Below are 24377 nucleotides of genomic sequence, written 5' to 3'. Positions count from 1 at the left end.
GCCTTGGCCGGACCGAAGTCATACACACTAAGGATGGTAGATACATGCCTGGAATAAACGGGATCATCTCCTCCGCGATATACGCGGGGATGCTGATTCTTGGTATTGTCATAGGTCTCCTCATCGAAGGATACATCGCCAGGAACCGTGTCGAGTCGGCGCGTGAGCTCGTGCGCAAGATGGAACAGGAAGCGCGTTCGAGCATCGAGGCCGAGAATGCCAAGAACAGGCTCAAGCTCCAAGAAGAACTGGAAGAGAAGAAGAACAGTCTGGAGAACAAGTTCGTTGCCCGTCAGACAGAGCTGCAAAAGACTGAGCATCGTCTGATCCAGAAAGAGGACTTCCTTGACCATCGCGTTGAGCAGGTGGAACAGAAAGACCGGGATCTCGACGCAGCACAAGAGAAGCTTCGCAGCAAGACAGAGGTCCTCGATGGTCAGCGAGTTGCGGCCGAAGCTGAACTGCAGCGCATCGCGCAACTGAATCCCGAGGAGGCCCGGACGATCGTTCTGGACCGAGCCGAGAAAGACACGAGGACCCGTGTCGCCAAGATGGTAAGCGAGGTCGTGCACGATGCCCAGCTTCAGGCTGATGCCAAGGCAGCTGAGGTTATCGCTTCGTCTATCCAGAAGATTGCCACTGACTACGTGGGTGAGTCTACGATCAGTGTTGTTCCTCTCCCGTCCGAAGACTGGAAGGGACGCATCATTGGCCGGGAAGGCCGGAACATCAGGGCTTTCGAGACCCTGACTGGCGTGGACCTCCTGATCGATGATACGCCGGAAGCCGTCACGTTGTCCGCGTTCAACCCGATTCGACGGGAAGTAGCGCGGATTGCCCTGGAACGGCTGGTTGTTGACGGGCGCATTCACCCGGCACACATCGAACAATTCGTCGAGGAAGCAGAACGCCAGATGGATGAGCGAGTTTTCAGTGAAGGGCAGCAGGCCGCGAATCATGTCGGCATTGCCGGTCTCTCCGACGAGATCACTCGCCTGATTGGTCGTCTGAAGTATCGCACCAGCTATGGCCAGAACGTCCTCGCGCATTCAGTGGAGACGGCTTTCATAGCAGCCAACATCGCGTCTGAGTTGAAGCTGCCTGCTGGACCAGCAAAGCGGGCAGGGTTCCTTCACGACATCGGCAAGGCTGTCGACTACGAAGTCGAAGGGCCGCATGCCCTCATCGGGTCGGACATCCTGAACAAGTCTGGCGAATCCGGGGACATCGTTCATGCTGTCGCCGCACATCATACCGACATTCCCATGGAGACCGTTCTTGACGTCATCGTGCACGTCGCCGACGCTCTCTCCGCATCAAGACCGGGCGCTCGCCGGGAAAGCGTTGAAAGCTATATCAAGCGCCTGGAGAAACTGGAGTCTATTGCGAACTCGATACCTGGAATCAAGAAGTCGTATGCCATACAAGCGGGGCGCGAGCTCCGAATTCTTGTGGAACCCGATGAAGTTGACGAGTCCCTGGCAGCAAAGATCGCCATGGATGTTGCTCGCAAGGTGGAGCTGGAAGTCTCGTACCCGGGGCAGATCAAGGTGACCGTCGTTCGTGAGACCAGATACTCCGACTACGCCAAATAGCACACTCGACGGCCTGGATACTGCATACAAGCTTCCTTTCGAGAAGGATTCTCTCGGTAAACTCCCGGCTACGCCGGGGGTTTACGTCATACGGGATTCTTCTGACCGTATCATCTATGTCGGCAAGGCCAAGAATCTCCGCAAGAGAGTCGAGTCATACTTCAGAAATGACCTGAACCCGAAAACGAAATCAATGGTGGGCAATGCCCGCTTCTTCAGTTTCATCACGGCGGGACACGAGGACCAGGCCCTGGTGCTCGAGTCGAACTTCATCAAGTGCTACAAGCCCCACTACAATATTCAGCTCATCGACGGCAAGTCGTACCCCCTTATCGAATTGACGGGAGAGGCTTTTCCGATCCTCAGGAAGACTCGTCGTGTGACGACGGCCAGAAGCCGATACTTTGGTCCATACCCCAAGTCTGGACTGCTGAACCTTGGCCTTGACAGCCTGAGACATGCGTTTCCAGTCAGAACGTGTCATCGAAGAATCGATCCGGCGAAACCTACCAAGCCTTGCCTCGACTTTGATCTGGGCCTCTGTCTGGCACCGTGTGGGAACAGGTGCTCCGACGATGAGTATGCCCAAGCGGTTCAAAACCTGTCGGAGTTTCTGAACGGCAAGATGCGCACGTTGCTGAGACAGCTCGAGAACAGCATGGATCAGGCGTCTCGGTCGCAGCAATACGAGCGGGCGGTACGTTACCGCGACTCCTACCTTGCGCTGAAGGGACTATTTGAACGGTACGCCGTGTTTGCGCCCCGGGCGCGAGACATGGATGTTTTCGCGTTTCATCAACAGGGAAACCTTGTGGCCGTCGTCCGGCAAGCACTTCGCGAAGGCAGACTGATCGCTTCCACAGAGTTCATCTATGACCTCAAAGGCAAGGAGGCTCTTGATGCAGTCATGCGGACGGATCTCATCACTGATTTCTACCACCGGTTTCGTGTAGCTGCTCCGATACGGATAGCTGTCGATGCTGTGGGCACTGAAGCGACGATTGTGCGCGAGCGACTGCGGGAAGCTCTTGGGCCCGCGATTTCCCTGGCGTCGCCACGTTCGACAGAGACTTCACGCCTTTTGCGCTTTGCAGGTGAGAACGCCGAACAGAAACTGATTGCCTCGACGCGGGCGAGTGACATCCCTGCACAGCTGTCAGTTCTGAAGGCAGTATTGGACCTTGACCACATGCCGGTGCGCATCGAGGGATACGACGTATCGAACATCTCAGGAAAGGATGCTACGGTGTCCATGGTCGTTTTTGTGGCCGGAAAACCGGCAAAGGATCAGTACAGGCTGTTCAACATGCGCTTTCTGGATTCGCCGAACGATCCGGCAATGCTGGCAGAGGCTCTTGCTCGGCGCTTCGCAAGATGGAGCGACATTGCGTTCGGTGACCCTGCGAATCTCCTGCTGATCGACGGGGGACTTTCCCAACTGGGAGCCGTCTGTGCTGTACGCGACGATGCCGGTGTGCATGTGCCTGTTGTAGGCATCGCCAAGAAGGAAGAACTGCTGTACCGTGAAGGGACTCCGGAACCGGTGCGGCTCTCACACGATTCCGGCGCTTTGCTGTTGCTCATGGCAATTCGGGACGAAGCTCATCGCTTTGGCAAGCGGGAGTTTCACAAACGCCACGAACGTTCTCTGAAGCACCGCTGATTTTTGAAAGGAGACCCCTATGGACCTCATTATTCGTCTGTTGCTGAATGCTTCGGTTTTTCTGCTCGTCAGCCGGGTAGTCCCCGGATTCGAGGTTGCCTCGCTCTGGACGGCGTTATGGGCGGCACTCATCTTCGGGTTCGTCAACGCCCTCATTCGCCCGATCCTGCTCGCCATAAGCCTTCCACTGAGCATTCTGAGTCTTGGACTGTTCACGCTGGTCATCGACGCCGCTGTCATGGCTCTGACGGCATGGCTTGTCCCGGGCTTTGACGTGCGCGGTTTCCTGGCGGCGCTCATAGGGTGGGTGCTCGTCTCCGTTGGGAGCATGATTGTTTCATCGTTGCTCAGAGACAACGGAGGGAAGCGGGCATGAGTCCACAGATGCTTGGGGACTTTCACGTCCATACCGTCTTCTCTGGACATGCGTTCTCCACGCTTCAGGAAGTCGTTGTTGCAGCACAGGGGCGTGGCCTGAAGTATCTTGCCATTACGGACCACGGTCCTGCACGTCCGGATGGACCCAAGTTGGACTACTTCAAGAATCTCAACAGACAGGACACCCTGCGTCAGTTGCCCGGGATCCGCGTGCTCATTGGGGTCGAGGCGAACATCATTAACCCCTGGGGCGAGCTGGACATGCCTGAGAAGTTGTTGCAGGAGCTCGACATCGTCATCGCCGGATTCCACAACTCGACAGGGTACGGCGGCTCGTCGGTTTCCGAGAACACGGGGGCGCTCGTCAAGGCTATCGAGAAAAACCGGATAACGGTCATGGCCCATATTGGTGACCCCCGTTTTCCATATCCGGTAGATCTCGAAGAGTCGATTGCTGCCGCCGCAGCAAGGGGAGTGCTTGTCGAGCTGAACCAGTCGGCGCTTCATACCTGGAAGGACGTCAACGTTGCTCACTACGAGCGCATCCTGGAGCTCCTCGAAAAGTACCATGCGCCGATCCTGATGAGTTCGGATTCACACATCTCCTACAGCGTAGGCATTGTGTCGGAGTGCGAGCGACTTCTGGTTGCACACGACATCGATCCAGCTTCTACGGTGAACTACTCGGAAGAGCTCATCCAGCAGTACCTGGTCCCGCAGTCATGAGCGGCGAAGGCATCGCACGAACGGCCGTCATTGTAAGCATTCGCAGGATCGGTGAGATCGTCGATCCTGACCGCCCGGAAGAGACACGACAGCTGGCCGAAGGCCTCGGAGTAGAAGTACTCGAGTCCAAAACCTATGTGCAGCGGACCCCTCAGCGTTTCCTACTTGGCAAGGGGCAGGTTGAAGAGCTGCATGAGCTGCTGCAGGCCCTGCGGGCTGATCTCGTCATTTTCGACTCCGAGCTTACGCCTCCGCAGTATCGCCATATGATCGACCATCTCGAGAGCTCCGTGATGGACCGAGCCAGACTCATCCTGGAGACATTTGCCTCTCAGGCTCACACGGCTGATGCAAAGAAGCGCGTCCAGATTGCCGAGCGTCTCTTCGAGCTGACGCAGCTGCGGGCAATGAACGCAGGGTATGACCAGCAGGCAGGCTATATCGGCATGCGCGGGCCAGGCGAGACTCTGTTTCAGAAGCGCCGCAGACAAAAGAGATCGGAGATCCACGATCTCCGTGAAGAGGTGAAGGAAGTCGATACGCGGTATGCCATCAAGACGCACACTCGGCAGGAATCGGCGATTGCGAAGATAGCTGTGGTAGGGTACACGAATGCCGGCAAGACTACGCTGATCAATCTGCTGGCGGGGTCCGAGCTGCTGGTCGAGGACAAGCTCTTTGCGACACTGGACACGGCGGCAAGGCCAGCTCACTTCGGACGCCAGTCCACTGTCCTCATCGATACGGTCGGCTTCATCCGGGACCTTCCGGAATCATTGATGGATTCGTTTCGTTCGACTCTCGAGGAAGCCCGCGATGCAGACCTTCTCCTGCATATGGTCGATGCCGGCGTGCGAGACCTGCACGAGCGTATTCACATCGTCGACACCGTTTTGGAACGCATTGGTTGCGCCGACATTCCCCGGGTGCTGCTCTTCAACAAGATCGATACCGTCGAACAGGCCAGACGAGAAGAGATTCTCCTCATTGGGACAGGGTTCATGGTCTCCGCTACAACTCTTGAGGGTATCGATCGACTCAAGGACCACATTGCGGGAGTCCTGCTCCGCCGTGTTGTGCACGGGAGGTACGTCATCCCGTTCACCGAGCCGGGAGCGCGAGCCGAAGTGTATGCCGGCGCAGTAGTCCTGAACGAGAGACTCAGTGCGCGGACCTGGATCATCGAAGCAGCCGGCGCAGCGCCCGGCGCCCGCCTCCCTCGGCGTTTCCTGCGAAAGGATTAGCGGCAGCCACTCGGCGTTTCGATACCCATCATGTGAACGCCTGCGAGCCCGGACTCCATTGGCAACGGGGGCTGCACTCATATAATACACTCTGCCGACCTGGAGACCGATGCATTGACGTCGGCGCACAGCGGCGTGGAGACAAGGAGCTGGACAAACCGTGAACATCCGGGATTTTGACTACGAGCTGCCACAGGAGCTGATCGCCCAGACGCCTCTTGAACAGCGCGACCTTGCACGTCTCATGGTCGTCGACCGGGCGACTGGAATGATAGAGCACAGGCTGTTTCGTGATCTCCTTTCATACCTTCGTCCTCACGATGTCATGGTTGTCAACGATACGCGCGTCAACGAGGCCAGTTTCAGCTGCCATAAGGATGCAACCGGCGCTACTATCGATGTGCTCTTGACAGCTCGGAAGTCGCCGACCCGCTTCATGGCGCTCGTACGCCCCCTCAAGCGCCTGCACGTCGGGGAGACGTGCACTGTTACATCCGACGTCAGCCTGCGGCTGCTGGAGCGCAATGACGACGGTGACGCGACGGTCGAGTTCTCTCGTGACCCATATACGAGCGACGAGTTTCGGGCCAAAGCGCGGGTACAGATCCCCCCATATATCAAGCAGTTCCCTGACGATCCCGGGGTGTATCAGACAGTCTATGCGCGCGAGCCTGGCTCCGTCGCGGCACCGACGGCCGGTCTCCATTTCACTCCTGAGTTGTTGGCAAGGATACGGGACCTTGGTATTGACATCGAGCACGTCACGCTTGACGTTGGACTCGGAACGTTTCAGCCGGTGCGTGTCGAGCGCATCGAGGATCATCACATGCATACCGAGCGGTTCACACTGCCTGAGGAAACCGCGACAGCCGTCAACGCGGCCCGCGCAAACCACGCGGCCGTGACCGCCATCGGTACGACGGTCGCCAGGACGCTCGAGTCATGCATCAACCTGGACGCGACTGTCAGAGCAGACAGCGGCGAGACGGGCATCTTCATCTATCCCCCCCATGAGTTCCACGGATTCGACCATCTGGTCACGAACTTCCATCTCCCGAAATCGACCCTGCTGATGCTTGTCGGAGCATTCATGGGGATGGACCTGATGTGGACAGCGTACCGCGAGGCAATACGAGAGCAGTACCGCTTCTTTAGCTTTGGCGATGCCATGCTGATTCTGTAGGTGGTAACGATGGCCATATTTGAAGTCACGCACCAGAGCACGACGGGACACGAACGCACGGGGATCCTGACGACCGCGCATGGCACGGTGAGAACGCCTGTCTTCATGCCTGTCGGCACACAAGCGACCGTCAAGGGGCTCACTCCAGAACAAGTGACGGAGATCGGGTTCGAGATCATCCTGTCGAACACGTACCACCTGTATCTTCAGCCAGGAGATGACGTGGTGCGCGAAGCGGGCGGCCTCCACAGGTTCATGCACTGGGACCGGAGCATCCTCACGGACAGCGGCGGCTTCCAGGTAATGAGTCTGTCCCGGATCAGCAAACGCAGTGACGACGGCATCGAGTTTCAATCCTTCATTGATGGCTCGAGGCACATGTTCACGCCTGAACGCGTGATCGCCATCCAGAAGAACCTGGACTCCGACGTGGTCATGCCTCTGGACATCTGTACACAGTATCCCTCAGAGCGCGTTGCGGCGGAAAAGGACCTTGCGCGGACTGTCTCCTGGTTCGGGCGGGCGAAGAAGGCGATGGGCGAGTCACATCAACTGCTCTTCGGGATCACGCAGGGTGGTTTCTATGGTGACCTGAGAGAGGAGTCGACCGAACGCATCATGGAGCTGGAGCCACAGGGGTTTGCGATAGGAGGTCTCAGCGTAGGCGAAGAGCGTCAGGTGACAATGGACATGCTGGATCACAGCTTGCTACATGCTCCCGACGACCGTCCAAGGTACTTCATGGGACTGGGCGATCCGATCGGGATTCTGGAGATCATCAGCCGAGGTGTCGACATGTTCGACTGTGTTCTGCCCACGAGGGTAGCTCGGAATCAGATGGTCTTCACCCGGGATGGCGTCGTCAAGATCTCCAAGAAGCTGTATGAACGTGACTTCCGTCCTATCGATGAAGGCTGTTCCTGCTACATGTGCCGCAACTACACCCGGGCATATCTGCGGCACCTGTTCAAGGCGAACGAGATGCTCGCGGGGACGCTTGCGACCATTCACAACCTCCAGTTCCTTCAGACGATGATCGGCGAGATCCGAACTGCGATTGCTGCCGGCACGTTCGCCGAGTACAAACGCGCGTTCATCGAGCGGTACACTGCATCGTCCGACAGGGCATGGTGAGTGTCTCGCAGTGCCCATTACTGCATTGACAGAGAGTCCTATTTGGTGTACATTTGATGTGTTGTCGAAACGAGGAGGAACCACATGCGGTCGAAAGTTACAACAAGCTTAATTCTTGTGATTGTCGTGGCTGTCGTCGCTGGTGTGATCAACTACCAGGGACTGATTGCCAAGAATGCGAAGCTGGCGCCGAAGCTCGGGCTTGACCTCAGGGGCGGTGTGCGCATTGTGCTTGAGGCGCAGGATACGGAATCGGCCAAGGCCACGAACGAGGCGATCGATGCGGCAGTCAGCGTCATCGACAAGCGTGTCAACGCTCTCGGAGTCAGCGAGGCGATCGCCGTCCGTGAGGGTGCCAACTCAAAACGCATCATTGTGGAGCTTCCCGGGTGGGAGGATCCTGAACGCGCCAAGCAGCTCATCGGCAAGACTGCCCTTCTCGAGTTCAAGACGGATGACGGGAAGGTTGTCGTGAGTGGTTCGAACCTCAGGGATGCCCGACTTGTCTTCAGCCAGGAGCAGAATAGTCTGGGAGAACCGCAGATCTCGTTTGAGCTGGATGCAGCAGGCACCAGTGCATTTGCTACTGCAACGCAGGCAAATATCGGCAAGGTGATCACCATCTATCTTGACAGCCAAATCCTGATGAGCCCGACAGTTGAGGTCGCGATCACGGACGGGAAGGGCGTCATCTCCGGTGGCTTCACCGCGGAGCAGGCCAGCAACTATGCGCTCCTGCTGAAGAGTGGGGCTCTGCCGGTCAAGCTGACGGCCATCTCGGAGCAGGTGGTCGGACCGTCCCTGGGCGCTGCTTTCGTCCGTCGGAGTGCATGGGCTGCAGTCATCGCATTCGCTCTCGTAGTCCTCTACATGTTGGTCATGTACCGGTATCTCGGTCTCGTATCCGGCATCTCTCTGCTTGTCTATGTCGACATCCTCATGGCCGCCTATATCGTGCTCAGAGCGACGCTGTCGCTTCCGGCCATCGGTGGTGCCATCCTTTCGCTCGGTATGGCGGTAGATGCGAATTGCATCATTTTTGAGCGCATTCGAGAAGAACTAGGGCTGAAGAAGACCGTCAAAGGGGCCATCGGGGCAGGATTTTCTCGCGCTTTCCGGACTGTCTTCGACTCGAACCTCACGGTTCTGGTCGGCACGGCCTTCCTGTTTTACTTCGGTAGCGGCACCGTCCGCGGCTTTGCCGTGACCCTTGCCTTGGGCGTTCTCACCAGCATGTTCACGGCTGTGTTCGCGAGCCACTCGCTGGTCGATCTCCTGCTCACCCCTGGCATTGCCAGAAACGGCAGGAAATTCCTCGGTTAGGCGGTGCAACTATGACATTCAGAGAGAGAATCCTCAGCTGGGATATCGTTGGCAAGACACGTACGTGGTTCACGGTATCTACGATTGTCATTGCGATCGGTCTCATTGCCATGATCGTCAATGTGTTCAGTTTTGGGTCACCGCTCAAGTTTGGTATCGACTTCATCGGTGGAACGGTCATCAACGCCTCCTTCGAGAAAGCTCCTGATGAGGTAGTTGTCCGCGGCATACTATCAGCCAATGGCTACAGCAACGTTACGGTCCAGCGTGCCGGAGAAAAGGGCATTACGATGAAGGTGGAGGCAACTGAGATTGACCCGGCCGTCAGCGGGAAGATCATCGATGACATTGTGGCGAAGTATGGCGCTGTGGACGTGGGCACCAAGGAAATCACCTCCATCGCACCGGTGATCGGTCGGGACCTTCTGCGCCGTTCGGCGCTCGCGTTGGGTCTCTCTCTCCTGTTCACGCTCCTATACATCACGATCCGCTTCAAGTTCTCATTCGGACTGGCGACCATCGCAGGCCTGATGCACGACGTGCTGGTGACGCTGGGTGTCCTCGCGATATTCCGTATCCCACTCAACTCGCCGTTCGTCGGAGCGTTTCTTGCTATCATCACGTACTCCGTACAGGACAGCGTCGTTCTACTTGATCGTGTACGTGAGAAGCTGAGGTACCGCGGCAAGGAGCCCTTTGACAAGTTGGCGAATGCTGCAGTCACCGAGACGTGGATGCGTTCATTCAACGCTTCCTTCACGACGTTTCTCGCTGTGATGGTCCTGTTCCTGATGGGTGGTTCGCCTATTCGCGATTTCTCGACGACGCTCCTGGTTGGCATCATCGTGGGGACATACTCATCGCTGTACGTGGTTGTGCCACTGCTGGTGTTGTGGGTGCAGCGTGCAGAGAGGAAAGTTGCTCTACAGAAAGCCTGAGGAACTCGAGAACACTGTGACATCCGGAGGACAATGCAGGGAGGCAACATGAACCTGAGAGATTTCATACGCGACATTCCAGATTTCCCCCAGAAAGGGATCATGTTCAGGGACCTGACGCCACTCATGGGCGATGCGGATGCATTGGAGTTTGCGGTCGACGAGCTGGCAAAACAGTTCAGAACGGACCGCATTGACAAGATCGTCGGAGTGGAAGCGAGAGGCTTCATCATCGGTGCTGCCCTGGCCTACGCCCTGCATGTCGGTTTTGTTCCTGCGCGCAAGCCGGGGAAGCTTCCCTACAAATCGGTCCGCAAGGAATATGAGCTCGAGTATGGCGTATCAATCCTTGAGATGCATGAGGACGCCATCAAGCCCGGCGAACGCGTGCTCATCGTCGACGACCTGCTGGCGACGGGTGGCACTATCAGCGCTACTGCCGACCTCGTCCAGTCATTGGGCGGCGACATTGTCGCGTATGCGTTTCTGGTGACTCTGAAGGACCTCGGCGGAGCCAGCAAGCTGAGTGGTGGAAGGGTTGTCTCGCTGCTTGACCTTTGAAGCTTGACACTGAGTTTAACGTTGACAAGGAGTTTGAGACTCTCATAGCGACGCTTGGAGGCTGGCTCTCCCCAGAGGAGGTCGGCCTCGTCGAACGAGCGTTCGTGTTTGCGCGCCAGAGGCACGGGGATCAGAAACGTGCTTCTGGCAGTCCCTATATGCTCCACCCGGTCAAAGCCGCTCTAGTGCTGGCCGACTATCGTCTGGATGCTGAGACGTACGCCGCCTGTCTTCTGCATGATGTCCTGGAGGACACACAGACGACGGCGAAGGAGCTTGAAGAGGGTTTCGGGGTCAAGGTAGCATCACTGGTCGAGGGAGTGACGAAGCTGCGCGGCCTGAACTACCTTTCCCGTGAGGAGACCAACCTCGAGAACGTCCGCAAGATACTGCTGGCCATGGCTGCAGATCTGCGGGTGGTCCTGATCAAGCTTGCTGACCGACTGCACAACATGCGGACACTGCAGTATCTGAGTGAGGACAAACAACAGCGTATTGCCCAGGAGACCATGGAGATCTACGTTCCTCTCGCCCACCGGCTCGGGATATACGAGCTCAAGTGGGAGATGGAGGACCTCGCATTCCGCTTCTTGAACCCCGATGAGTACCGGAGACTGGCTGGACTTGTTGCTGCCAAGCGAGTTGAGCGGGAAGCGTTTGTACAGGAAACGATCGACCAGATCGACCACTTTCTGGAAGAGAAGGATATCCGCGCTCAGGTCTCTGGCCGGCCAAAGAATCTGTACAGTATTTACCGCAAGATGGTCCAGCAGGGCAAGACCTTCGACGAGATCTACGATCTCACGGCGGTGCGGATTCTTGTCAACACGATCCCTGAGTGCTACCTCGTTCTGGGATACGTGCACGAGGCATTCACTGTCGTTCCCGGGCGGGTGAAGGACTACATCGCTCTTCCGAAGCCGAATGGCTATCAATCGCTGCACACGACCGTGATGGGCTCCAACGGAGAACCGCTGGAGATCCAGATACGGACCAAGCGGATGCACGAAGTCGATGAGATGGGTGTGGCTGCCCATTGGAAGTACAAGGAAGGTAAGGCGGCCGATCTGGTCGATTCGGAGCGGTTCGCCTGGCTGCGCCAGATGGTAGACTGGCAGAAAGATGTCCGCAGCAGTGGAGAGTTTGTGGAGCGCGTCAAGGTCGACGTGTTTACGGATGAGGTCCTCGTCTTCACGCCGAAAGGGGACGTCATCAATCTGCCGGTTGGCTCCACTCCCGTGGACTTTGCCTATCGCATCCATACGGACGTAGGCAACAACTTGGTCGGAGCCAAAGTCAACGATCGCATCGTGCCTATCGATACTGAGCTCGTGACTGGAGACCGCGTGCAGGTCATTACCTCGCGGAATTCCGGTGGGCCAAAGTCAGACTGGCTGAAGTTCGTCAAGGCAGCCTCGACAAAGGGGCACATCCGGGCATATCTGCGGAAGAAGGAATTGGAGCGTTCGTCCCCCGAGAGACCCAATGTGGAGGAGCGCCCGCGCACGGTCGTGGCGCGCCCATCGCTGTCGGACCGGCGGGCTGCGGCGGACAGTAGATTTCGTATCGTCGTTCGAGGCGATGCGACGCTCCCGATTATCATGGCCACATGTTGCAGTCCTTCATATCCCGATGAGATTCTCGGCTACGTAACGCGCGGCAGAGGCGTCACGATCCACAGGGCCGATTGTGCCAATATTCCATCGCTAGCCATGGAGCCGGAGCGTCTTGTGGACGCCCACTGGGAGTTGATCCCCCGGAAAGCGCTTGAGCGGGCCATTGTCATCGAGACCCTGAATGTCCCCGGCGTGCTCTACCAGGTGTCTGAAGAGTTTGCCAAGAGAGACATCAACATCAAGTACATGAAAAATGCCGAGCATCTCTCCATGTTCAGGAAAAAGGGCGAGGCGCCTCGTACGCAGATCAAGATCGTCGCGGAATTCGCTGACGAAGCCGCCTATCGACAGACGATGGAAGCGCTCAGGGGCCTCACGTCTGTCATCTCTGTCAAGCAGCAGTAGGGGCTGCAGGTATCCATCCAGACCCGAAACGACCGTGGGTGGGCGGTAACCAGGGTTGTGGTTTCCCAGGCGAGGGCTTGGCATGCAGGCTTGTATGATGGATGCAGAGAGGGATGATGGTGGAGCCGAAGGGCAAGGACCGCTCTTCACGGCCACCATTGAATGCCCTAATCGGGGCACTCCACGCTCAGTCATCGAAGATCTCTCGCAGGTTTGGTTCTCGATCGGATCGTACTCCCAAGCCCGCCTAGACTACTGTTTCTTCAGGCTTGGGGCTGGACACGGAACATGCCTCAGAATCGAGGTCTTGCGCAGGACCCCGTGCGATGCCAGGCATGTTGAGGAGTCAGCCATGCAGCGTCGGCGGTCGTCTTGACGCTGCAGGGTCCACTCAGCCTCTGCGAATAAGCCTTTGCACTACTTCCATCAAGGAGGGCAGGTCGTACGGCTTGCCCACGAAGTCCTGGACGCTGCCCTCGTCGAGCATCTGCTTGACGGCGCCGTTGGAGGTGTACCCGGAGTTCAGCAGGATAGGGACTGTGGGGTCCAGGACCCGGATGGCTTTCACGGTCTCATCTGTCGTCATGCCTGGCATGGTCATGTCAAGCAGGATGAGCCCGATACCCTGAGGTTGATCCCGGAGGACGTTCAATGCTGATGCTCCGTCCGTCGCTGTCAGGACCGTATACCCGCTCCTGCTCAGGAGAGCCTGTGTGACCTCGCAGACGACTGGCTCGTCCTCGACTACCAGGACCGTTCCGCTGCATACGTTCGCAGAGAGGGGACTGGGAGTGAAGGACTGCATGGGTTCTTCCAGACAGCGTGGCAGGTAGATGTCGAAGGTGGTGCCGACACCTTCCGTTGACACTGCCGTGATCCACCCGCCGGCCTGCTTGACGGCACCGTAGACGACGGAGAGCCCCAACCCCGTGCCGGACCCTGACGGCTTGGTCGTATGGAAGGGCTCGAAGAGGTGCTCCAGGATTGCCGGTGGAATCCCCGGACCAGTATCCCTGATGCTCAGATGAACGTACTCCCCGGCCCGCGCAAACGGATGGTTCTGGACGTATTCCTCCCGCACAACCTCGTTCCTGGTGCGTATCGTCAGCATCCCTTTGCCGACCATGGCATCGCGGGCGTTCACAGCAAGGTTGAGGAGGATCTGTGTCATCTGCGACTGGTCAAGCAGGACGGTCCAGGCTTCCTGATCGTCGTCGCGGACGATCTCCATGGTGGCCGGCAGTGACTGCTTCAGCAGTTTCAGGCTCGCTTCGAGCGCGGCCGCGATCTTCATGGGCACCGGCAGGACCATGGCACTGCGGCCGAAGGTCAGCAGCCCTTTCGTGAGGTCCGCCGCCTGACGGGCAGCGGTCTCGGCTCCATTCAGGTTCTCCAGCAATGGATCTGTTGGGGGCAGGCTGCTGCGCATGAGGGCGATGTTGCCCAGGATGCCGGTCAGCAGGTTGTTGAAGTCGTGTGCCACCCCTCCTGCCAGTGTCCCGATAGCCTCCATCTTCTGGGACTGGCGGAGCTGGCCCTGCATCGCTTCCTTGTCTGCTTCTGCATGAACCCGGTCGGTGATGTCGCGGAAAACGCCAAAGGTGCCCAGAGTTTTCCCCTGGCCATCAAACTGTGGGACAGCTGTTATGAGCAAGTTGCGTTTTTCTCCTTTAGGACGACTGATTTCAATCTCATAAACGCTCTTTTCGCCAGCCTGGCGCCGGTCCGATTGCTGACGGATCATGCCGAACTGCTCCGGGCTGGTGAACTCACGTAAACTGCGCCCCAGAAGGCCGCCGGGCGGTACGCCAAAGATGTCTTCAGCAGCAGCGTTCGCGAAGGCGAATTGCTCTTCGGGATCAACAAAACCTATGCCCTCGCCCACGTTCTGAATCAGCGTGCGATATCGCTCTTCGCTCTCGCGCAGCGCGTTCTCAGCCCGCTTGCGCTCGGTGACAACTGCGCCCATAAGCAAGCCAACGATACAATTGACGATCATCAGCAGTTGTAGTTCGCCCAGGGGTGCGAGGTCGAATCGAAAAAACCACATCGCTAACATCACCCCGAAATTCAACACTACGATTCCGGTGGTGACTCCCTTGAAGCCGTAATCGAGGGCAATCCAGATGAGCGGCAAGGTAATAAGATACATGGGCCGAAACTCACCCAGGCCGCGCGCACCAAAGACCCAGTAGAACATAAACGCGATGCTGAACGCTTGTCCAATGACAGAGAGCGTTGGACGCGGAAATGACCGGCGGGCGGGGGACCTGACTGGCCGTCCTTCTGCAGACCGTTTCAGCCGCGGCATCACATGGATAAGCAGAAAGGGTGTGATGGTCAGGACGCCGACCGTCTCACCAATCCACCAGATGAAAATCGCGCGCAGGACTTCATTGCGCGGCATATCACTGCTCAAGGCGGAACTCAAAACGGAAAGTACGGCAAGAAGCGCTGAAACAAATACAGCCGTGACAACCAACCAGGTCACGTCGCGCAATTTTCGCAGCTGCCAATCGAAGCGAATTCGGTGGCGCAGGAACGCGGCAGCAACGCCATAAATCGAAGATGTAATGAGCGCCCACAAAAAAAGCAGGTGGGCGGGTTGAGGCATGTGATAGATGAATACACTGCCAATGAGTGAGGCGATCGTCACAGCAGGTGTGAATCTCGCCCCGAACACCAACAGCAGGGCGTAAGTTAGCCCAGCGGGCGGATACCAGGCGACAATCCCACGCAGTTCTTCAAACTGACGTGAAATAAGGTCGAGAATGATGAACGCGCACAGGTATGCGGCAACAATCAGCGCAGTGCGCAATAGCGAGCGCAGGTTGCGGCGCGCAAAAATGGCGGTCATCCCCGCTTCTCCGCAACCATTTTCAGAAACTCCTTCACGTCAATCGGTTTGGTCAGGTAGGCGCACTCCCCAGCTGCCAGCAGGACGATCTTGGAATTCATGATGCGCCTCCCAGGGTGAAATGGAATGTCGTACCCTGTCCCACCTGCGCGTTGGGCCAGACGCGCCCGCCGTGGCGGCGGACTACCCGCTCGACCGTCGCCGGCCCGATGCCGGTCCCTGGAAACTCTTCCCGTGAATGCAGCCTCTGAAAGGCCACGAACAGCTTGTCCTTGTATCTTAGGTCGAATCCGGCTCCGTCGTCGCGCACGAAGAACGCGAGGCCGTGCTCCGGGTCGCGCTCAGTTCCCATGCTGACGTGCGCGTGCTCGTGCTTGGACGTGAACTTCCAGGCGTTACCCAGCAGGTTACCCAGCACGATATGCAGCAGCTGGCGGTCGCCCGTCGCCGTCATGCGCGGCTCGATGCTCAGTTGGGCGTCTCGCTGCGGGTTTTCCTGGACCAGTCTCTCGGCAACTTCGGCGGCCGGCGCACTCATGTCGGTCTCCTCCACATGCATCCGGCAGCGGGTCACCCGTGACAGCAGCAGCATGTCGTCGATGAGTTGTCCCAAGCGCTCGGTGGCCATCAGCGCGTCGATGTCAGCTTCGACAAGCGAGCGTGTGTAGACTTGCCCGTTCCGCAGCGCCTCTTCGGCCTGCTTGCGTGCCGTGTTGTCCGTGGCGATCAGCAGGTACCCGATGATGGCACCTTCATCGTCGCGCAGGGCCGTGACCGACACGACCGCGGGGAAGCGGCTGCCGTCCTTGCGAATGTAGGTCAGCTCATAGATGTCCTCGATGTCGCGCGATGCCTTGAACACCAACGCCTCGAACCCTGGCGTGATCGGCGTGCCGAGCTCGGCGCTGAGCCCCTTGGCCCGCGCGATCACTTCCTGCGGGTCGGAGATGTCGGCCGGCGTGATCTTGTTCAAGACGTCGGCGGCCGCATATCCCATCATGCGCTCGGCTCCCACGTTGAAGATCTGGATGACGCCCTTTGCGTCCGTGCCGATGCTCGAGAAGTTGGCGCTGTTGAAGATCGCGTTCTGCAGGGCCCAGTCCTAAGCAAGGACTCCTGGCGACAGACCTCGGTGATGCCCCTCGCCGTGCCAGCGGCAGGGTTGAGAATGGCAGCCTTGCCTGAACGGATTCCTTTGTCAGTCATGGTTTTCCCTTTTTGCCTCTTCCTGTGCCACGTCGGGCACGCCAACGACATCCCGCACTGCCAGCGGCTGCCTTGTGCATATCGTTCCATTCGCAGCTCCTGAACTCTCCTTGACCTCGTCGAGTGGCAGGTTGCTTGCGACACGCGCGAAAAGTGGGGAATGCGCATGGTCCTGATTTGAAGATAGTCGTGGCGCAGAACGCGTCAAGTGCCGCAATCATTCCGTCTGACCGCTCCTTGTGTATCAGCAGCACTGTTTCAGGTAGTGTGTTATCGTTTTCCAGTCAGTCAGGACGGGTCGGCTGGACTGGTGAGCGGGCTCATGAAACGCATTGACCTCGGAGTCACCGACGTAGGTACCCACTGACACTCTTTCGCAAGAACGTGTGTGAGTTGACTCGATCTGAAATCAGTCCCAAAGCCAGAACGAAGGGTGATGGTGATCGGGTGGTGGAGATAGGGGGAGAACCCGCACAGGTCGTCTGGATCCAGAAGTCAGTCCTGACGCGGGAAGGGAGAACGTGGTGGAGCCGAGGGGATTCGAACCCCTGACCTCATCCGTGCGAGGGATGCGCTCTCCCAGCTGAGCCACGGCCCCATCGACGCTAATTATACGAAATTCGTGGTGATAGTCAAAGCGCCGTCGCGAGGACGTAGCCCTGGAAGCTGGTTTTGGGTTGACATTGGCAACCTTGGAACTACAATCTGTTAGGTACGAGACAACTTGTTCCTGAGGAGCAGTCATGTCCAGACCTGTTGGTCTTATCATTGGCACGGGCGTCGACAGTGTTCAGCTTCTTTCCGATGCGAGCCTCTCCAGCATCAAAACCCCGTTTGGTGACGTGTGCTATGTCCAGGGCTCCATAGGCGATGTGGATGTGTGCGTCCTCAAGCGCCACGGAGAAGGTCACGTCGTACCGCCCCATCTCATCAACTACCGTGCCAATATCATGGCACTGTATATGCTCGGCGTCGAGAAGGTCGTCACCACGAGTGCCGTAGGGTCGCTCAAGAGGTCGATTGCGCCAGGATCGTATGCGCTGATGGACGGCTTTCTGGACTTCACCAAAGTGCGCGCGCAGACGTTCTTCGAGGTTGGCAAGGTCGTTCACACGGACATGACCCATCCCTACAGTGCAGCCGTCACGGACGTGCTGGCGACGGAGATGTTCGCCCTGGGGCTTTCGCTTCACACAGGCGAAGTGTACGTGGCGGCGGAAGGTCCACGCTTCGAATCGCCGCAGGAAGTCCGTATGTATGCGGCCATGGGCGGATCGGTGGTCGGGATGACGGGCTTGCCGGAGGTGACGCTTGCCCGGGAGGCGGGTCTCGAGTATCAGACAATCGCCATCATCACGAACTACGCGGCCGGCATAAGTGCTTCACTCCTTACGCACAAGGAGGTTCTCGACGCCATGGCTGTAGCATCGACTTCGCTCGTTGAAGTCCTGCGCCGGTCTCTTCCCCGCATCGCACAACTCCCAGCCGGTCGGGGCGACGATGAGCATCCGCTCGACTTCCTGTTGAATTCATGAGGGTAGAGCTGCTGGCTCATACTCCGGATGCGGATATGCTGTGTGCCTACGCAGCTCATCTCTGCTACAGCACCGAACCATTCAACGCCGATCGAAGCGCCGGTATTCTGCGCAAGGTCTGTGGCAACGGTCATCTGTCCGTTCTCGAGCATGCGAGTTTCACGTTTCTTGTCGAAGGGCTGTCGCGTGCAGCTTCCCATCAGTTGGTTCGGCACCGGCTTGCCTCGTACTCGCAGCAAAGCCTGCGGTTCACGAAGGCTCAGCCGATCTTCGTCTCCCCCCCCGGCCATGATTTCAGACGCTTCTATGAGCTGGCTTACGTGGAATACGAACGTCTGCTCGCAGAAGGTGTCCATGAGGAAGACGCCCGCTATGTCCTTCCACAGGGCGTTGCGTCACGTCTGGTGGTCACGATGAATGCCAGGGAGCTGAGGCACTTCTTTGAGCTGCGTTGCTGTCTGAGGGCACAGTTCGAGATTCGGGCTCTGGCGTGGTTGATGCTGGCCAAGGCCAAAGCCGTGGCGCCCCTCCTGTTCGAGCATGCCGGCCCGGTATGTCTACAGGGAATGGAGTGCCCAGAACGCTCGTTTGCGTGTCACCTGAAAACGAAGGGACAGGGAGGAGGAGCGGAATGACGGGAACAATGCTTGCACTTGTGAAGGAACGTCCAGAACGGGGGGCAACACTGACGGAGGTGAACATCCCCAGGGTCGCAGAGGACGAAGTGCTTGTCAAGATTGACTATGCCTCTATCTGTGGCACAGATGTCCATATCTACGTGTGGAACGAGTGGGCACAGAACCGGATCAAGACTCCGCATATCATGGGCCACGAATTCGCGGGACACGTCGTGGAGACAGGCAGGTCCGTGCGGGGATTCAATGGGGGCGATTTCGTCAGTTCCGAGACACACATTTACTGCGGGCACTGCTATCAGTGCCATACGGGCCATAGTGAGGTCTGCCAGAACCTGCAGATCCTGGGCGTGGACCGCGCCGGCGCATTTGCCGAGTATATCGCCGTTCCAGAGCGCGTGCTCTGGAAGAACGACCAGTCGATTCCAGCTGCGTGGGCTTCCATCCAGGAGCCGATGGGCAACGCATTGGATACCGTCAATTCCGAGTCGGTATCGGGGAAGACCGTCCTCATTACAGGAGCAGGTCCGATCGGAGTGCTCGCCGTGGGAATTGCCAAGGCTTTCGGTGCCACACAGCTTTTTGTGACTGATCTTTCGGATTATCGGCTGGATCTCGCCAAGAGCATGGGTGCGGATTTCGTTCTCAATCCCGGCCGCGACGACATCGAGGCGGTGATCAGGGAGCAGACGCATGGTATTGGCGTCGACGTCGTGCTGGAGATGTCCGGCAGTGAGAGAGCCATGCACCAGGGCCTGAAGGTGCTGACACCAGGCGGACGCATGTCGATGCTCGGACTTCCTGATCGCCCAGTGACCATTGATCTGACCAATGAAGTCATCTTCAAGGAAATCCGCATCTATGGCATCACTGGACGCAAGATCTTCTCGACGTGGCAGACTGTATCCCGGCTGCTTGCCTCGCGCATTGTGGACCCGAGTCCTGCCATTACGCATCAACTGAAGTTTGAGGACTGGCAGACAGGCATGGACGCCATGGTCGCCGGGACCTGTGGCAAAGTCGTTCTCCAGATCGCGGGGAGGTAGTGGCATGAACGAGAAGTTCCAGGGGATGATGCAGGCCGAGCTTGACCGGCTCGAACAGGAAGGGCTCACTCTCCGCATACGAACGCTCGACTCCGAACAGGGTCCAGCATGTACCATCGATGGCAAGTATGTCGTGAACCTTGCTGCCAACAACTACCTGGGCATCATTGGTCGCAAGGATGTCAAGGAAGCTGCCAAGAAGGCTATCGACGAGTTCGGCGTGGGGTCTGGCGCCGTCAAGACGATCATCGGCAATACGCGTCTGATCGTCGACGGCGAGAAGAAGCTGGCGACATTCAAAGAGGTCGAGGACGTTTTGATGTATCAGGGAGGCCTGACCGCGAATTCCGGTACCATTCCGGCGCTTGTCCACGACGGGGACCTGATCTTCAGCGACGAGCTGAATCATGCCAGCATCATCGACGGTTGCCGCCTCAGCAAGGCGAAGATCGTGCCCTTCAAGCACTGCGACGCTGCCAGTCTCGAAGAGAGGATCAAGGAATACGAGAATGAGCCGGGCACGAAGATGGTCATCACTGATGGTGTCTTCAGCATGGATGGGGACATCGCTCCACTACCCGATATCGTCGAAGTAGCCAAGAGATACGGCGCAGTCACCATGGTCGATGATGCGCACGGCGAGGGAGTCCTGGGGGATCATGGGCGTGGTATTGTCAATCATTTCCATCTTGAGGGAGAAGTTGATGTCGAGGTCGGAACCATGTCGAAGGCGTTCGGCGTGGTGGGTGGATACGTCGCAGGCACGCACACGCTTGTCGAGTATCTCAAGAACAAGTCCCGCACAATCTTGTTCAGCTCAACCATGACGCCAGCCGATGCAGGTGCAATCCTGAAGGTTATCGACATCCTGACCGAGAGCGATGATCTCGTGCGCAAGCTGTGGGAAAACGCAGCATACTTCAAGGCCAAAATGAAGGCCTATGGCTTTGACACCTGGCGAAGCGAGACCCCGATCACTCCCGTCATCATTGGCGACGGCCGGCTTGCCAAGAATCTCTCTGCCAAGCTGTTCGAGAAGGGAGTCTTTGCGCAGTCGCTGGGCTTCCCTACGGTTCCACAGGGCCTGGCGCGCATCCGCTGCATGTTGTGTTCGACGCACACGAAGGAACAACTCGACTTTGCGGCCGAAATGTTCCATGAGTCGGCTCTCGAGCTCGGTATTCTGAAGAGCTAGGCGTGTGATGTCCACTCCTGCTGTCCAGGCCCTGATCCTAGCCGGAGGACTCGGCACCCGCATGAAGAGTGCGGTGCCCAAGGTTCTCCATGATGTCCTGGGCCATCCCATGTTGTGGTACGTTGTTGATGCACTGAAGGACATCGATGTCCAGCCGATCGTCGTCACACCGGCAGCCAATGAGGCGTTTTGCGCGGCATTCGGCAACCGCCTGACCTACGCGGTTCAGCCTGAACAGCATGGCAGCGGTCACGCCGTCCAGTGCGGCATGGACCACGTTTCTGCGGAGTACGTCCTCGTATGCAACGGGGATGATCCCTTTCCGTCCGCAGAGGACTACCGCGAGTTCCTTGACGAGAGTCTTGCTGAACAGGCCGATGCAGCAGTCCTTGCGGCGTATCTTGATGACGCCGGCCAACTGGGACGCGTCGTGCGGACCGTGGACGGAGCGTTCGCCGGCATTGTCGAGGCACGAGACGCGCGGCCGGAACAACTTGACATTCACGAGATCAACACCGGCATCTACCTGTTCCGTTCGGCGGAGCTTCGCAGGTGGCTGGCACAGATGAAGCCGAACAATGCTCAGGGTGAGTACTATGTCACGGATTGTCTCTCAATGGCTGTGCAGGATGGCAGTCATGTGCATTGTCCTGTGGCTCGCGGCGCATGGGAGATGTCTGGGGTGAACGACCGGGCAGAGCTCGCGCTGGCCACTGGTCTGCTTCAGCGGCGGAAGCTGGACCATCTGTACCGGGAGGGCGTTACCGTCGACATGCCGGGAACAGTCCGCGTCGATTGGGATGTCGTTGTCGGACGCGATACAGAGATCCGGCAAGGTTCCTGTCTGAAGGGAGCCACCAGGGTAGGCAACTCCAGTATCATCGGGCCCAACACGATTCTCATCGACGCGCAGGTGGGCGATGAGACAACAGTCCTGGCCTCGTTCGTGCAGGGCTCCACGATAGGAAGCAACTGTGCAGTCGGTCCCTTCTCCTACATCCGGCCGGGGACGCTGATGGCCGAACGATCAAAGGTCGGCGCTTTCTGCGAACTCAAGGCCTCATCTTTGGGAGCAGGAAGCAAGGTTCCACATCTTTCGTATATCGGCGACGCTGCCATTGCCGAGAACGTCAATGTCGGAGCGGGAACGATCACCTGCAACTACGATGGATTCACGCATGCCAAACACCGCACGGTCATCGAGAAAGACGTCTTCATCGGCGCCAACAACAATCTGGTCGCTCCAGTGACGATTCATGAGGGAGCGTACACTGCGACCGGGTCGACGATCACCCATGATGTGCCCCCGGAAGCTCTTGCCATCGCACGAGCGGTTCAAGTCGACAAAGAGGGATGGGTCAGGAGGAAAAAACATGGACAATGAGTATAACCCGATCAGGATCTTCTCTGGCAATGCAAACAAACCGTTGGCCGAGAAGGTCGCGTCCTATCTTGGTATTCCTCTCGGTCAGGCTGAGGTCGGCCGTTTTCCTGACGGAGAGATCAAGTTGCGTATCAGCGAGAACGTGCGGGGGTTGAACGTCTACGTCATCCAGCCCACCAATACACCGGCAGAGAACCTGTTCGAACTACTGATCCTGCTTGACGCTCTGAAACGCGCTTCAGCCGCCAGCATAACAGCGATCATCCCGTTTTTCGGCTATGCGCGCCAGGATCGGAAAGTTCGCTCCCGAGAACCCATCAGTGCCAAACTGGTCGCGAACCTCGTGACAGTGGCGGGCGCAGACCGTGTGGTCGCAATCGATCTCCATGCTGCTCAGATTCAGGGCTTCTTCGACATCCCTGCGGACAACCTGACGGCCATGGTCCAGTTTGCGCAGTATATCAGCCGCAAGGAGCTAGAGGACCTTGTTGTCCTGTCTCCTGATGTGGGAGGCGTGGCGAGGGCCAGTACGTTTGCACAGACCATTCATGCTTCACAGGCTCTGTTTGTGAAGAAGCGTCTTTCGCCGGACACGGTCGAATTTCAGTCACTCATCGGTGATGTACGAGGCAAGAACGTTATTATTGCCGACGATGCAATCCATACGGGCAATACGATGTTGAACGCCTGCAACCGTGCCCTGACCGAGGGCGCCAAGAGCGTCATTGCCTGCGCGACTCATGCCGTCTTTGCGGGGGACTCCCTTGGACTGTTTGCCCGGTCGAACTTCAGCGAAGTGATTGTGACAGATACGATGTTCGTCCCCGGACGCGAATTTCCCTCGATGTTTACGGTGTTGTCGGTGTCGGAGCTCATCGCCAAGGCCGTCTACAGCATCCACAACCACTCATCGGTCTCCGCCCTGTTTCAGCTGTGATAGTCTGAAGGCTGTCTACTTGATTCAGAGCTGATTTGACATACAATGTCAAAGATATGCCGATATCTTATGAGTGAGGAGTTGGTATGCAAAGAGTAGCGATAGAAGCCGTTGCCCGTGAAAGCGGGAAGCATGGCAAGCTAAGCGTCCTGCGCAGGCAGGGCTTCATCCCAGCAGTGGTTTACGGTCACGGAATGGCGCCCATGTCCGTTGCAGTTCCTGTGCGAGCATTCGAACGCATCCGTCGTACGACTGGGGCGTCTGCCATCGTCGAGCTTCAGTTTGAGGGTGGCAAGGCTATGACCACCGTTGTGCATGAGTACCAGATAAACTCGATCCGGGACACCTATACACATGTCGACTTCCTGTCCATCTCTCTTGACGAGACGCTGACCAGCAGGATCCCGATTCGCCCCATCGGAACAGCTATTGGCCTCAAGGAAGGCGGAGTGCTCGAGCACTCACTGTACGAGCTCGAAGTCGAGGCTCTTCCGCTCGACATTCCTGACTATCTGGAGGTTGACGTTTCCGACCTCGGACTGAAGCATTCCATCCATGTGGCTGATCTGAAGCTTGGCGACAAGGTGAAGGTGCTCACAAACGCAACGGCGACGGTGTTCTCAGTCGTTGCGCCAGCTATCGAAGAGGCCCCGCCTGCTCCTGAGGAGGGTGTTGCGGTCGAAGGCGCTGTTCCTGCAGCAGGAACTGCTCCTGCACCGGGTGCTGCTCCTGCCGCTGCTCCTGCCGAGGGCGCTGCGAAGACAGCATCGAAGAAGTAGCACGGCACAACCGTTGTCAGCTCTGCATCAGTCGCTC

General features: G+C 57.8%; 20 protein-coding genes, 1 tRNA gene and 1 pseudogene. 18 read left to right on the top strand and 4 right to left on the bottom strand.

Annotated elements, in window-relative coordinates; translation table 11 throughout:
• Nucleotides 1-44 precede the first annotated feature (44 nt).
• The 11 genes from rny (at nucleotide 45) to C0398_06455 (ending at nucleotide 12766) form a co-directional block, all read left to right on the top strand.
• The gene (rny, locus tag C0398_06505; protein ID MBA4365637.1) at nucleotides 45-1595 is read left to right on the top strand and encodes a ribonuclease Y; all 1551 of its coding nucleotides are present in this window, start codon (nucleotides 45-47) and stop codon (nucleotides 1593-1595) included.
• The gene (locus C0398_06500) at nucleotides 1564-3258 is read left to right on the top strand and encodes a hypothetical protein (protein MBA4365636.1); all 1695 of its coding nucleotides are present in this window, start codon (nucleotides 1564-1566) and stop codon (nucleotides 3256-3258) included. Before rny ends, C0398_06500 begins: the two co-directional genes overlap by 32 nt.
• 19 nt (nucleotides 3259-3277) lie before the next feature.
• Complete coding sequence (locus C0398_06495; GenBank protein MBA4365635.1) at nucleotides 3278-3634, top strand: hypothetical protein; 357 nt, start codon at nucleotides 3278-3280, stop codon at nucleotides 3632-3634.
• A complete protein-coding gene (locus C0398_06490; GenBank protein MBA4365634.1) occupies nucleotides 3631-4362 on the top strand; it encodes a phosphatase in 732 nt (243 codons plus the stop codon). The genes C0398_06495 and C0398_06490 overlap by 4 nt, the downstream gene beginning before the upstream one ends.
• On the top strand, nucleotides 4359-5606 hold the full coding sequence (hflX, locus tag C0398_06485; protein ID MBA4365633.1) for a GTPase HflX: 1248 nt from the start codon (nucleotides 4359-4361) through the stop codon (nucleotides 5604-5606). The genes C0398_06490 and hflX overlap by 4 nt, the downstream gene beginning before the upstream one ends.
• 160 nt (nucleotides 5607-5766) lie before the next feature.
• Nucleotides 5767-6789, top strand: a complete 1023-nt coding sequence (locus C0398_06480) for a tRNA preQ1(34) S-adenosylmethionine ribosyltransferase-isomerase QueA (GenBank protein ID MBA4365632.1) — start codon at nucleotides 5767-5769, stop codon at nucleotides 6787-6789.
• Nucleotides 6790-6798: 9 nt separating this feature from the next.
• The gene (locus tag C0398_06475; GenBank protein ID MBA4365631.1) at nucleotides 6799-7923 is read left to right on the top strand and encodes a tRNA guanosine(34) transglycosylase Tgt; all 1125 of its coding nucleotides are present in this window, start codon (nucleotides 6799-6801) and stop codon (nucleotides 7921-7923) included.
• 84 nt (nucleotides 7924-8007) lie between these two features.
• Nucleotides 8008-9246, top strand: coding sequence for a protein translocase subunit SecD (gene secD / locus C0398_06470; GenBank protein MBA4365630.1), 1239 nt, complete (start codon nucleotides 8008-8010; stop codon nucleotides 9244-9246).
• An 11-nt stretch (nucleotides 9247-9257) separates the two neighbouring features.
• A complete protein-coding gene (gene secF, locus C0398_06465) occupies nucleotides 9258-10184 on the top strand; it encodes a protein translocase subunit SecF (GenBank protein MBA4365629.1) in 927 nt (308 codons plus the stop codon).
• A gap of 48 nt (nucleotides 10185-10232) precedes the next feature.
• Nucleotides 10233-10745 (top strand): adenine phosphoribosyltransferase, encoded by a 513-nt coding sequence (locus C0398_06460; protein MBA4365628.1) that lies wholly within the window; start codon nucleotides 10233-10235, stop codon nucleotides 10743-10745.
• Nucleotides 10742-12766, top strand: coding sequence for a bifunctional (p)ppGpp synthetase/guanosine-3',5'-bis(diphosphate) 3'-pyrophosphohydrolase (locus C0398_06455; GenBank protein ID MBA4365627.1), 2025 nt, complete (start codon nucleotides 10742-10744; stop codon nucleotides 12764-12766). Before C0398_06460 ends, C0398_06455 begins: the two co-directional genes overlap by 4 nt.
• Before the next feature lie 391 nt (nucleotides 12767-13157).
• Here the strand turns inward: C0398_06455 and C0398_06450 are convergent, their stop codons facing one another.
• The 4 genes and pseudogenes from C0398_06450 to C0398_06435 all read right to left on the bottom strand — a co-directional run bounded on the left by C0398_06450 (nucleotide 13158) and on the right by C0398_06435 (nucleotide 17427).
• Nucleotides 13158-15623, bottom strand: a complete 2466-nt coding sequence (locus C0398_06450) for a hypothetical protein (GenBank protein MBA4365626.1) — start codon at nucleotides 15621-15623, stop codon at nucleotides 13158-13160.
• A 97-nt stretch (nucleotides 15624-15720) separates the two neighbouring features.
• Nucleotides 15721-16182, bottom strand: a complete 462-nt coding sequence (locus C0398_06445; GenBank protein MBA4365625.1) for a hypothetical protein — start codon at nucleotides 16180-16182, stop codon at nucleotides 15721-15723.
• Between the two features lie 57 nt (nucleotides 16183-16239).
• Nucleotides 16240-16829, bottom strand: a pseudogene (locus C0398_06440) (hybrid sensor histidine kinase/response regulator).
• A 522-nt stretch (nucleotides 16830-17351) separates the two neighbouring features.
• A tRNA-Ala gene (locus C0398_06435) sits at nucleotides 17352-17427 on the bottom strand.
• Between the two features lie 145 nt (nucleotides 17428-17572).
• On the opposite strand from C0398_06435, the gene C0398_06430 reads away from it, so the two are divergent.
• From C0398_06430 to C0398_06400, 7 genes are all read left to right on the top strand, one after another.
• Nucleotides 17573-18364: a 5'-methylthioadenosine phosphorylase gene (locus C0398_06430; protein MBA4365624.1), complete on the top strand. Its 792-nt coding sequence runs from the start codon at nucleotides 17573-17575 to the stop codon at nucleotides 18362-18364.
• Nucleotides 18361-18999, top strand: coding sequence for a thymidylate synthase (FAD) (locus C0398_06425; protein MBA4365623.1), 639 nt, complete (start codon nucleotides 18361-18363; stop codon nucleotides 18997-18999). Before C0398_06430 ends, C0398_06425 begins: the two co-directional genes overlap by 4 nt.
• Nucleotides 18996-20045, top strand: a complete 1050-nt coding sequence (gene tdh, locus C0398_06420; GenBank protein MBA4365622.1) for an L-threonine 3-dehydrogenase — start codon at nucleotides 18996-18998, stop codon at nucleotides 20043-20045. Before C0398_06425 ends, tdh begins: the two co-directional genes overlap by 4 nt.
• A gap of 4 nt (nucleotides 20046-20049) precedes the next feature.
• Nucleotides 20050-21240, top strand: a complete 1191-nt coding sequence (locus C0398_06415; GenBank protein MBA4365621.1) for a glycine C-acetyltransferase — start codon at nucleotides 20050-20052, stop codon at nucleotides 21238-21240.
• A 7-nt stretch (nucleotides 21241-21247) separates the two neighbouring features.
• Nucleotides 21248-22624 carry a UDP-N-acetylglucosamine diphosphorylase/glucosamine-1-phosphate N-acetyltransferase gene (gene glmU, locus C0398_06410; protein ID MBA4365620.1) on the top strand — a complete coding sequence of 459 codons (1377 nt, stop codon included), beginning with the start codon at nucleotides 21248-21250 and terminating at the stop codon, nucleotides 22622-22624.
• Complete coding sequence (locus C0398_06405; protein MBA4365619.1) at nucleotides 22614-23561, top strand: ribose-phosphate diphosphokinase; 948 nt, start codon at nucleotides 22614-22616, stop codon at nucleotides 23559-23561. Before glmU ends, C0398_06405 begins: the two co-directional genes overlap by 11 nt.
• 86 nt (nucleotides 23562-23647) lie before the next feature.
• Entirely contained in the window at nucleotides 23648-24340 is a 693-nt protein-coding gene (locus C0398_06400) for a 50S ribosomal protein L25 (GenBank protein ID MBA4365618.1), read from the top strand.
• Nucleotides 24341-24377 lie beyond the last annotated feature (37 nt).

Source organism: Coprothermobacter sp., from assembly GCA_013824685.1.
Taxonomy (GTDB): domain Bacteria; phylum Caldisericota; class Caldisericia; order Cryosericales; family Cryosericaceae; genus Cryosericum.
The sequence above is the reverse complement of the archived record's forward strand: the minus strand, read 5'-3'. Positions and strand labels throughout refer to the sequence as shown.

What these genes read in the sequence shown, in the direction of transcription:
- rny (MBA4365637.1), top strand. Translation starts at nt 45, where the DNA reads ATGCCTGGAATAAACGGGATCATCTCCTCCGCGATATACGCGGGGATG.
- C0398_06495 (MBA4365635.1), top strand. Translation starts at nt 3,278, where the DNA reads ATGGACCTCATTATTCGTCTGTTGCTGAATGCTTCGGTTTTTCTGCTC.
- C0398_06490 (MBA4365634.1), top strand. Translation starts at nt 3,631, where the DNA reads ATGAGTCCACAGATGCTTGGGGACTTTCACGTCCATACCGTCTTCTCT.
- hflX (MBA4365633.1), top strand. Translation starts at nt 4,359, where the DNA reads ATGAGCGGCGAAGGCATCGCACGAACGGCCGTCATTGTAAGCATTCGC.
- C0398_06475 (MBA4365631.1), top strand. Translation starts at nt 6,799, where the DNA reads ATGGCCATATTTGAAGTCACGCACCAGAGCACGACGGGACACGAACGC.
- secD (MBA4365630.1), top strand. Translation starts at nt 8,008, where the DNA reads ATGCGGTCGAAAGTTACAACAAGCTTAATTCTTGTGATTGTCGTGGCT.
- secF (MBA4365629.1), top strand. Translation starts at nt 9,258, where the DNA reads ATGACATTCAGAGAGAGAATCCTCAGCTGGGATATCGTTGGCAAGACA.
- C0398_06460 (MBA4365628.1), top strand. Translation starts at nt 10,233, where the DNA reads ATGAACCTGAGAGATTTCATACGCGACATTCCAGATTTCCCCCAGAAA.
- C0398_06450 (MBA4365626.1), bottom strand. Translation starts at nt 15,623, where the DNA reads ATGACCGCCATTTTTGCGCGCCGCAACCTGCGCTCGCTATTGCGCACT.
- C0398_06445 (MBA4365625.1), bottom strand. Translation starts at nt 16,182, where the DNA reads ATGCATGTGGAGGAGACCGACATGAGTGCGCCGGCCGCCGAAGTTGCC.
- C0398_06430 (MBA4365624.1), top strand. Translation starts at nt 17,573, where the DNA reads ATGTCCAGACCTGTTGGTCTTATCATTGGCACGGGCGTCGACAGTGTT.
- C0398_06425 (MBA4365623.1), top strand. Translation starts at nt 18,361, where the DNA reads ATGAGGGTAGAGCTGCTGGCTCATACTCCGGATGCGGATATGCTGTGT.
- tdh (MBA4365622.1), top strand. Translation starts at nt 18,996, where the DNA reads ATGACGGGAACAATGCTTGCACTTGTGAAGGAACGTCCAGAACGGGGG.
- C0398_06415 (MBA4365621.1), top strand. Translation starts at nt 20,050, where the DNA reads ATGAACGAGAAGTTCCAGGGGATGATGCAGGCCGAGCTTGACCGGCTC.
- glmU (MBA4365620.1), top strand. Translation starts at nt 21,248, where the DNA reads ATGTCCACTCCTGCTGTCCAGGCCCTGATCCTAGCCGGAGGACTCGGC.
- C0398_06405 (MBA4365619.1), top strand. Translation starts at nt 22,614, where the DNA reads ATGGACAATGAGTATAACCCGATCAGGATCTTCTCTGGCAATGCAAAC.
- C0398_06400 (MBA4365618.1), top strand. Translation starts at nt 23,648, where the DNA reads ATGCAAAGAGTAGCGATAGAAGCCGTTGCCCGTGAAAGCGGGAAGCAT.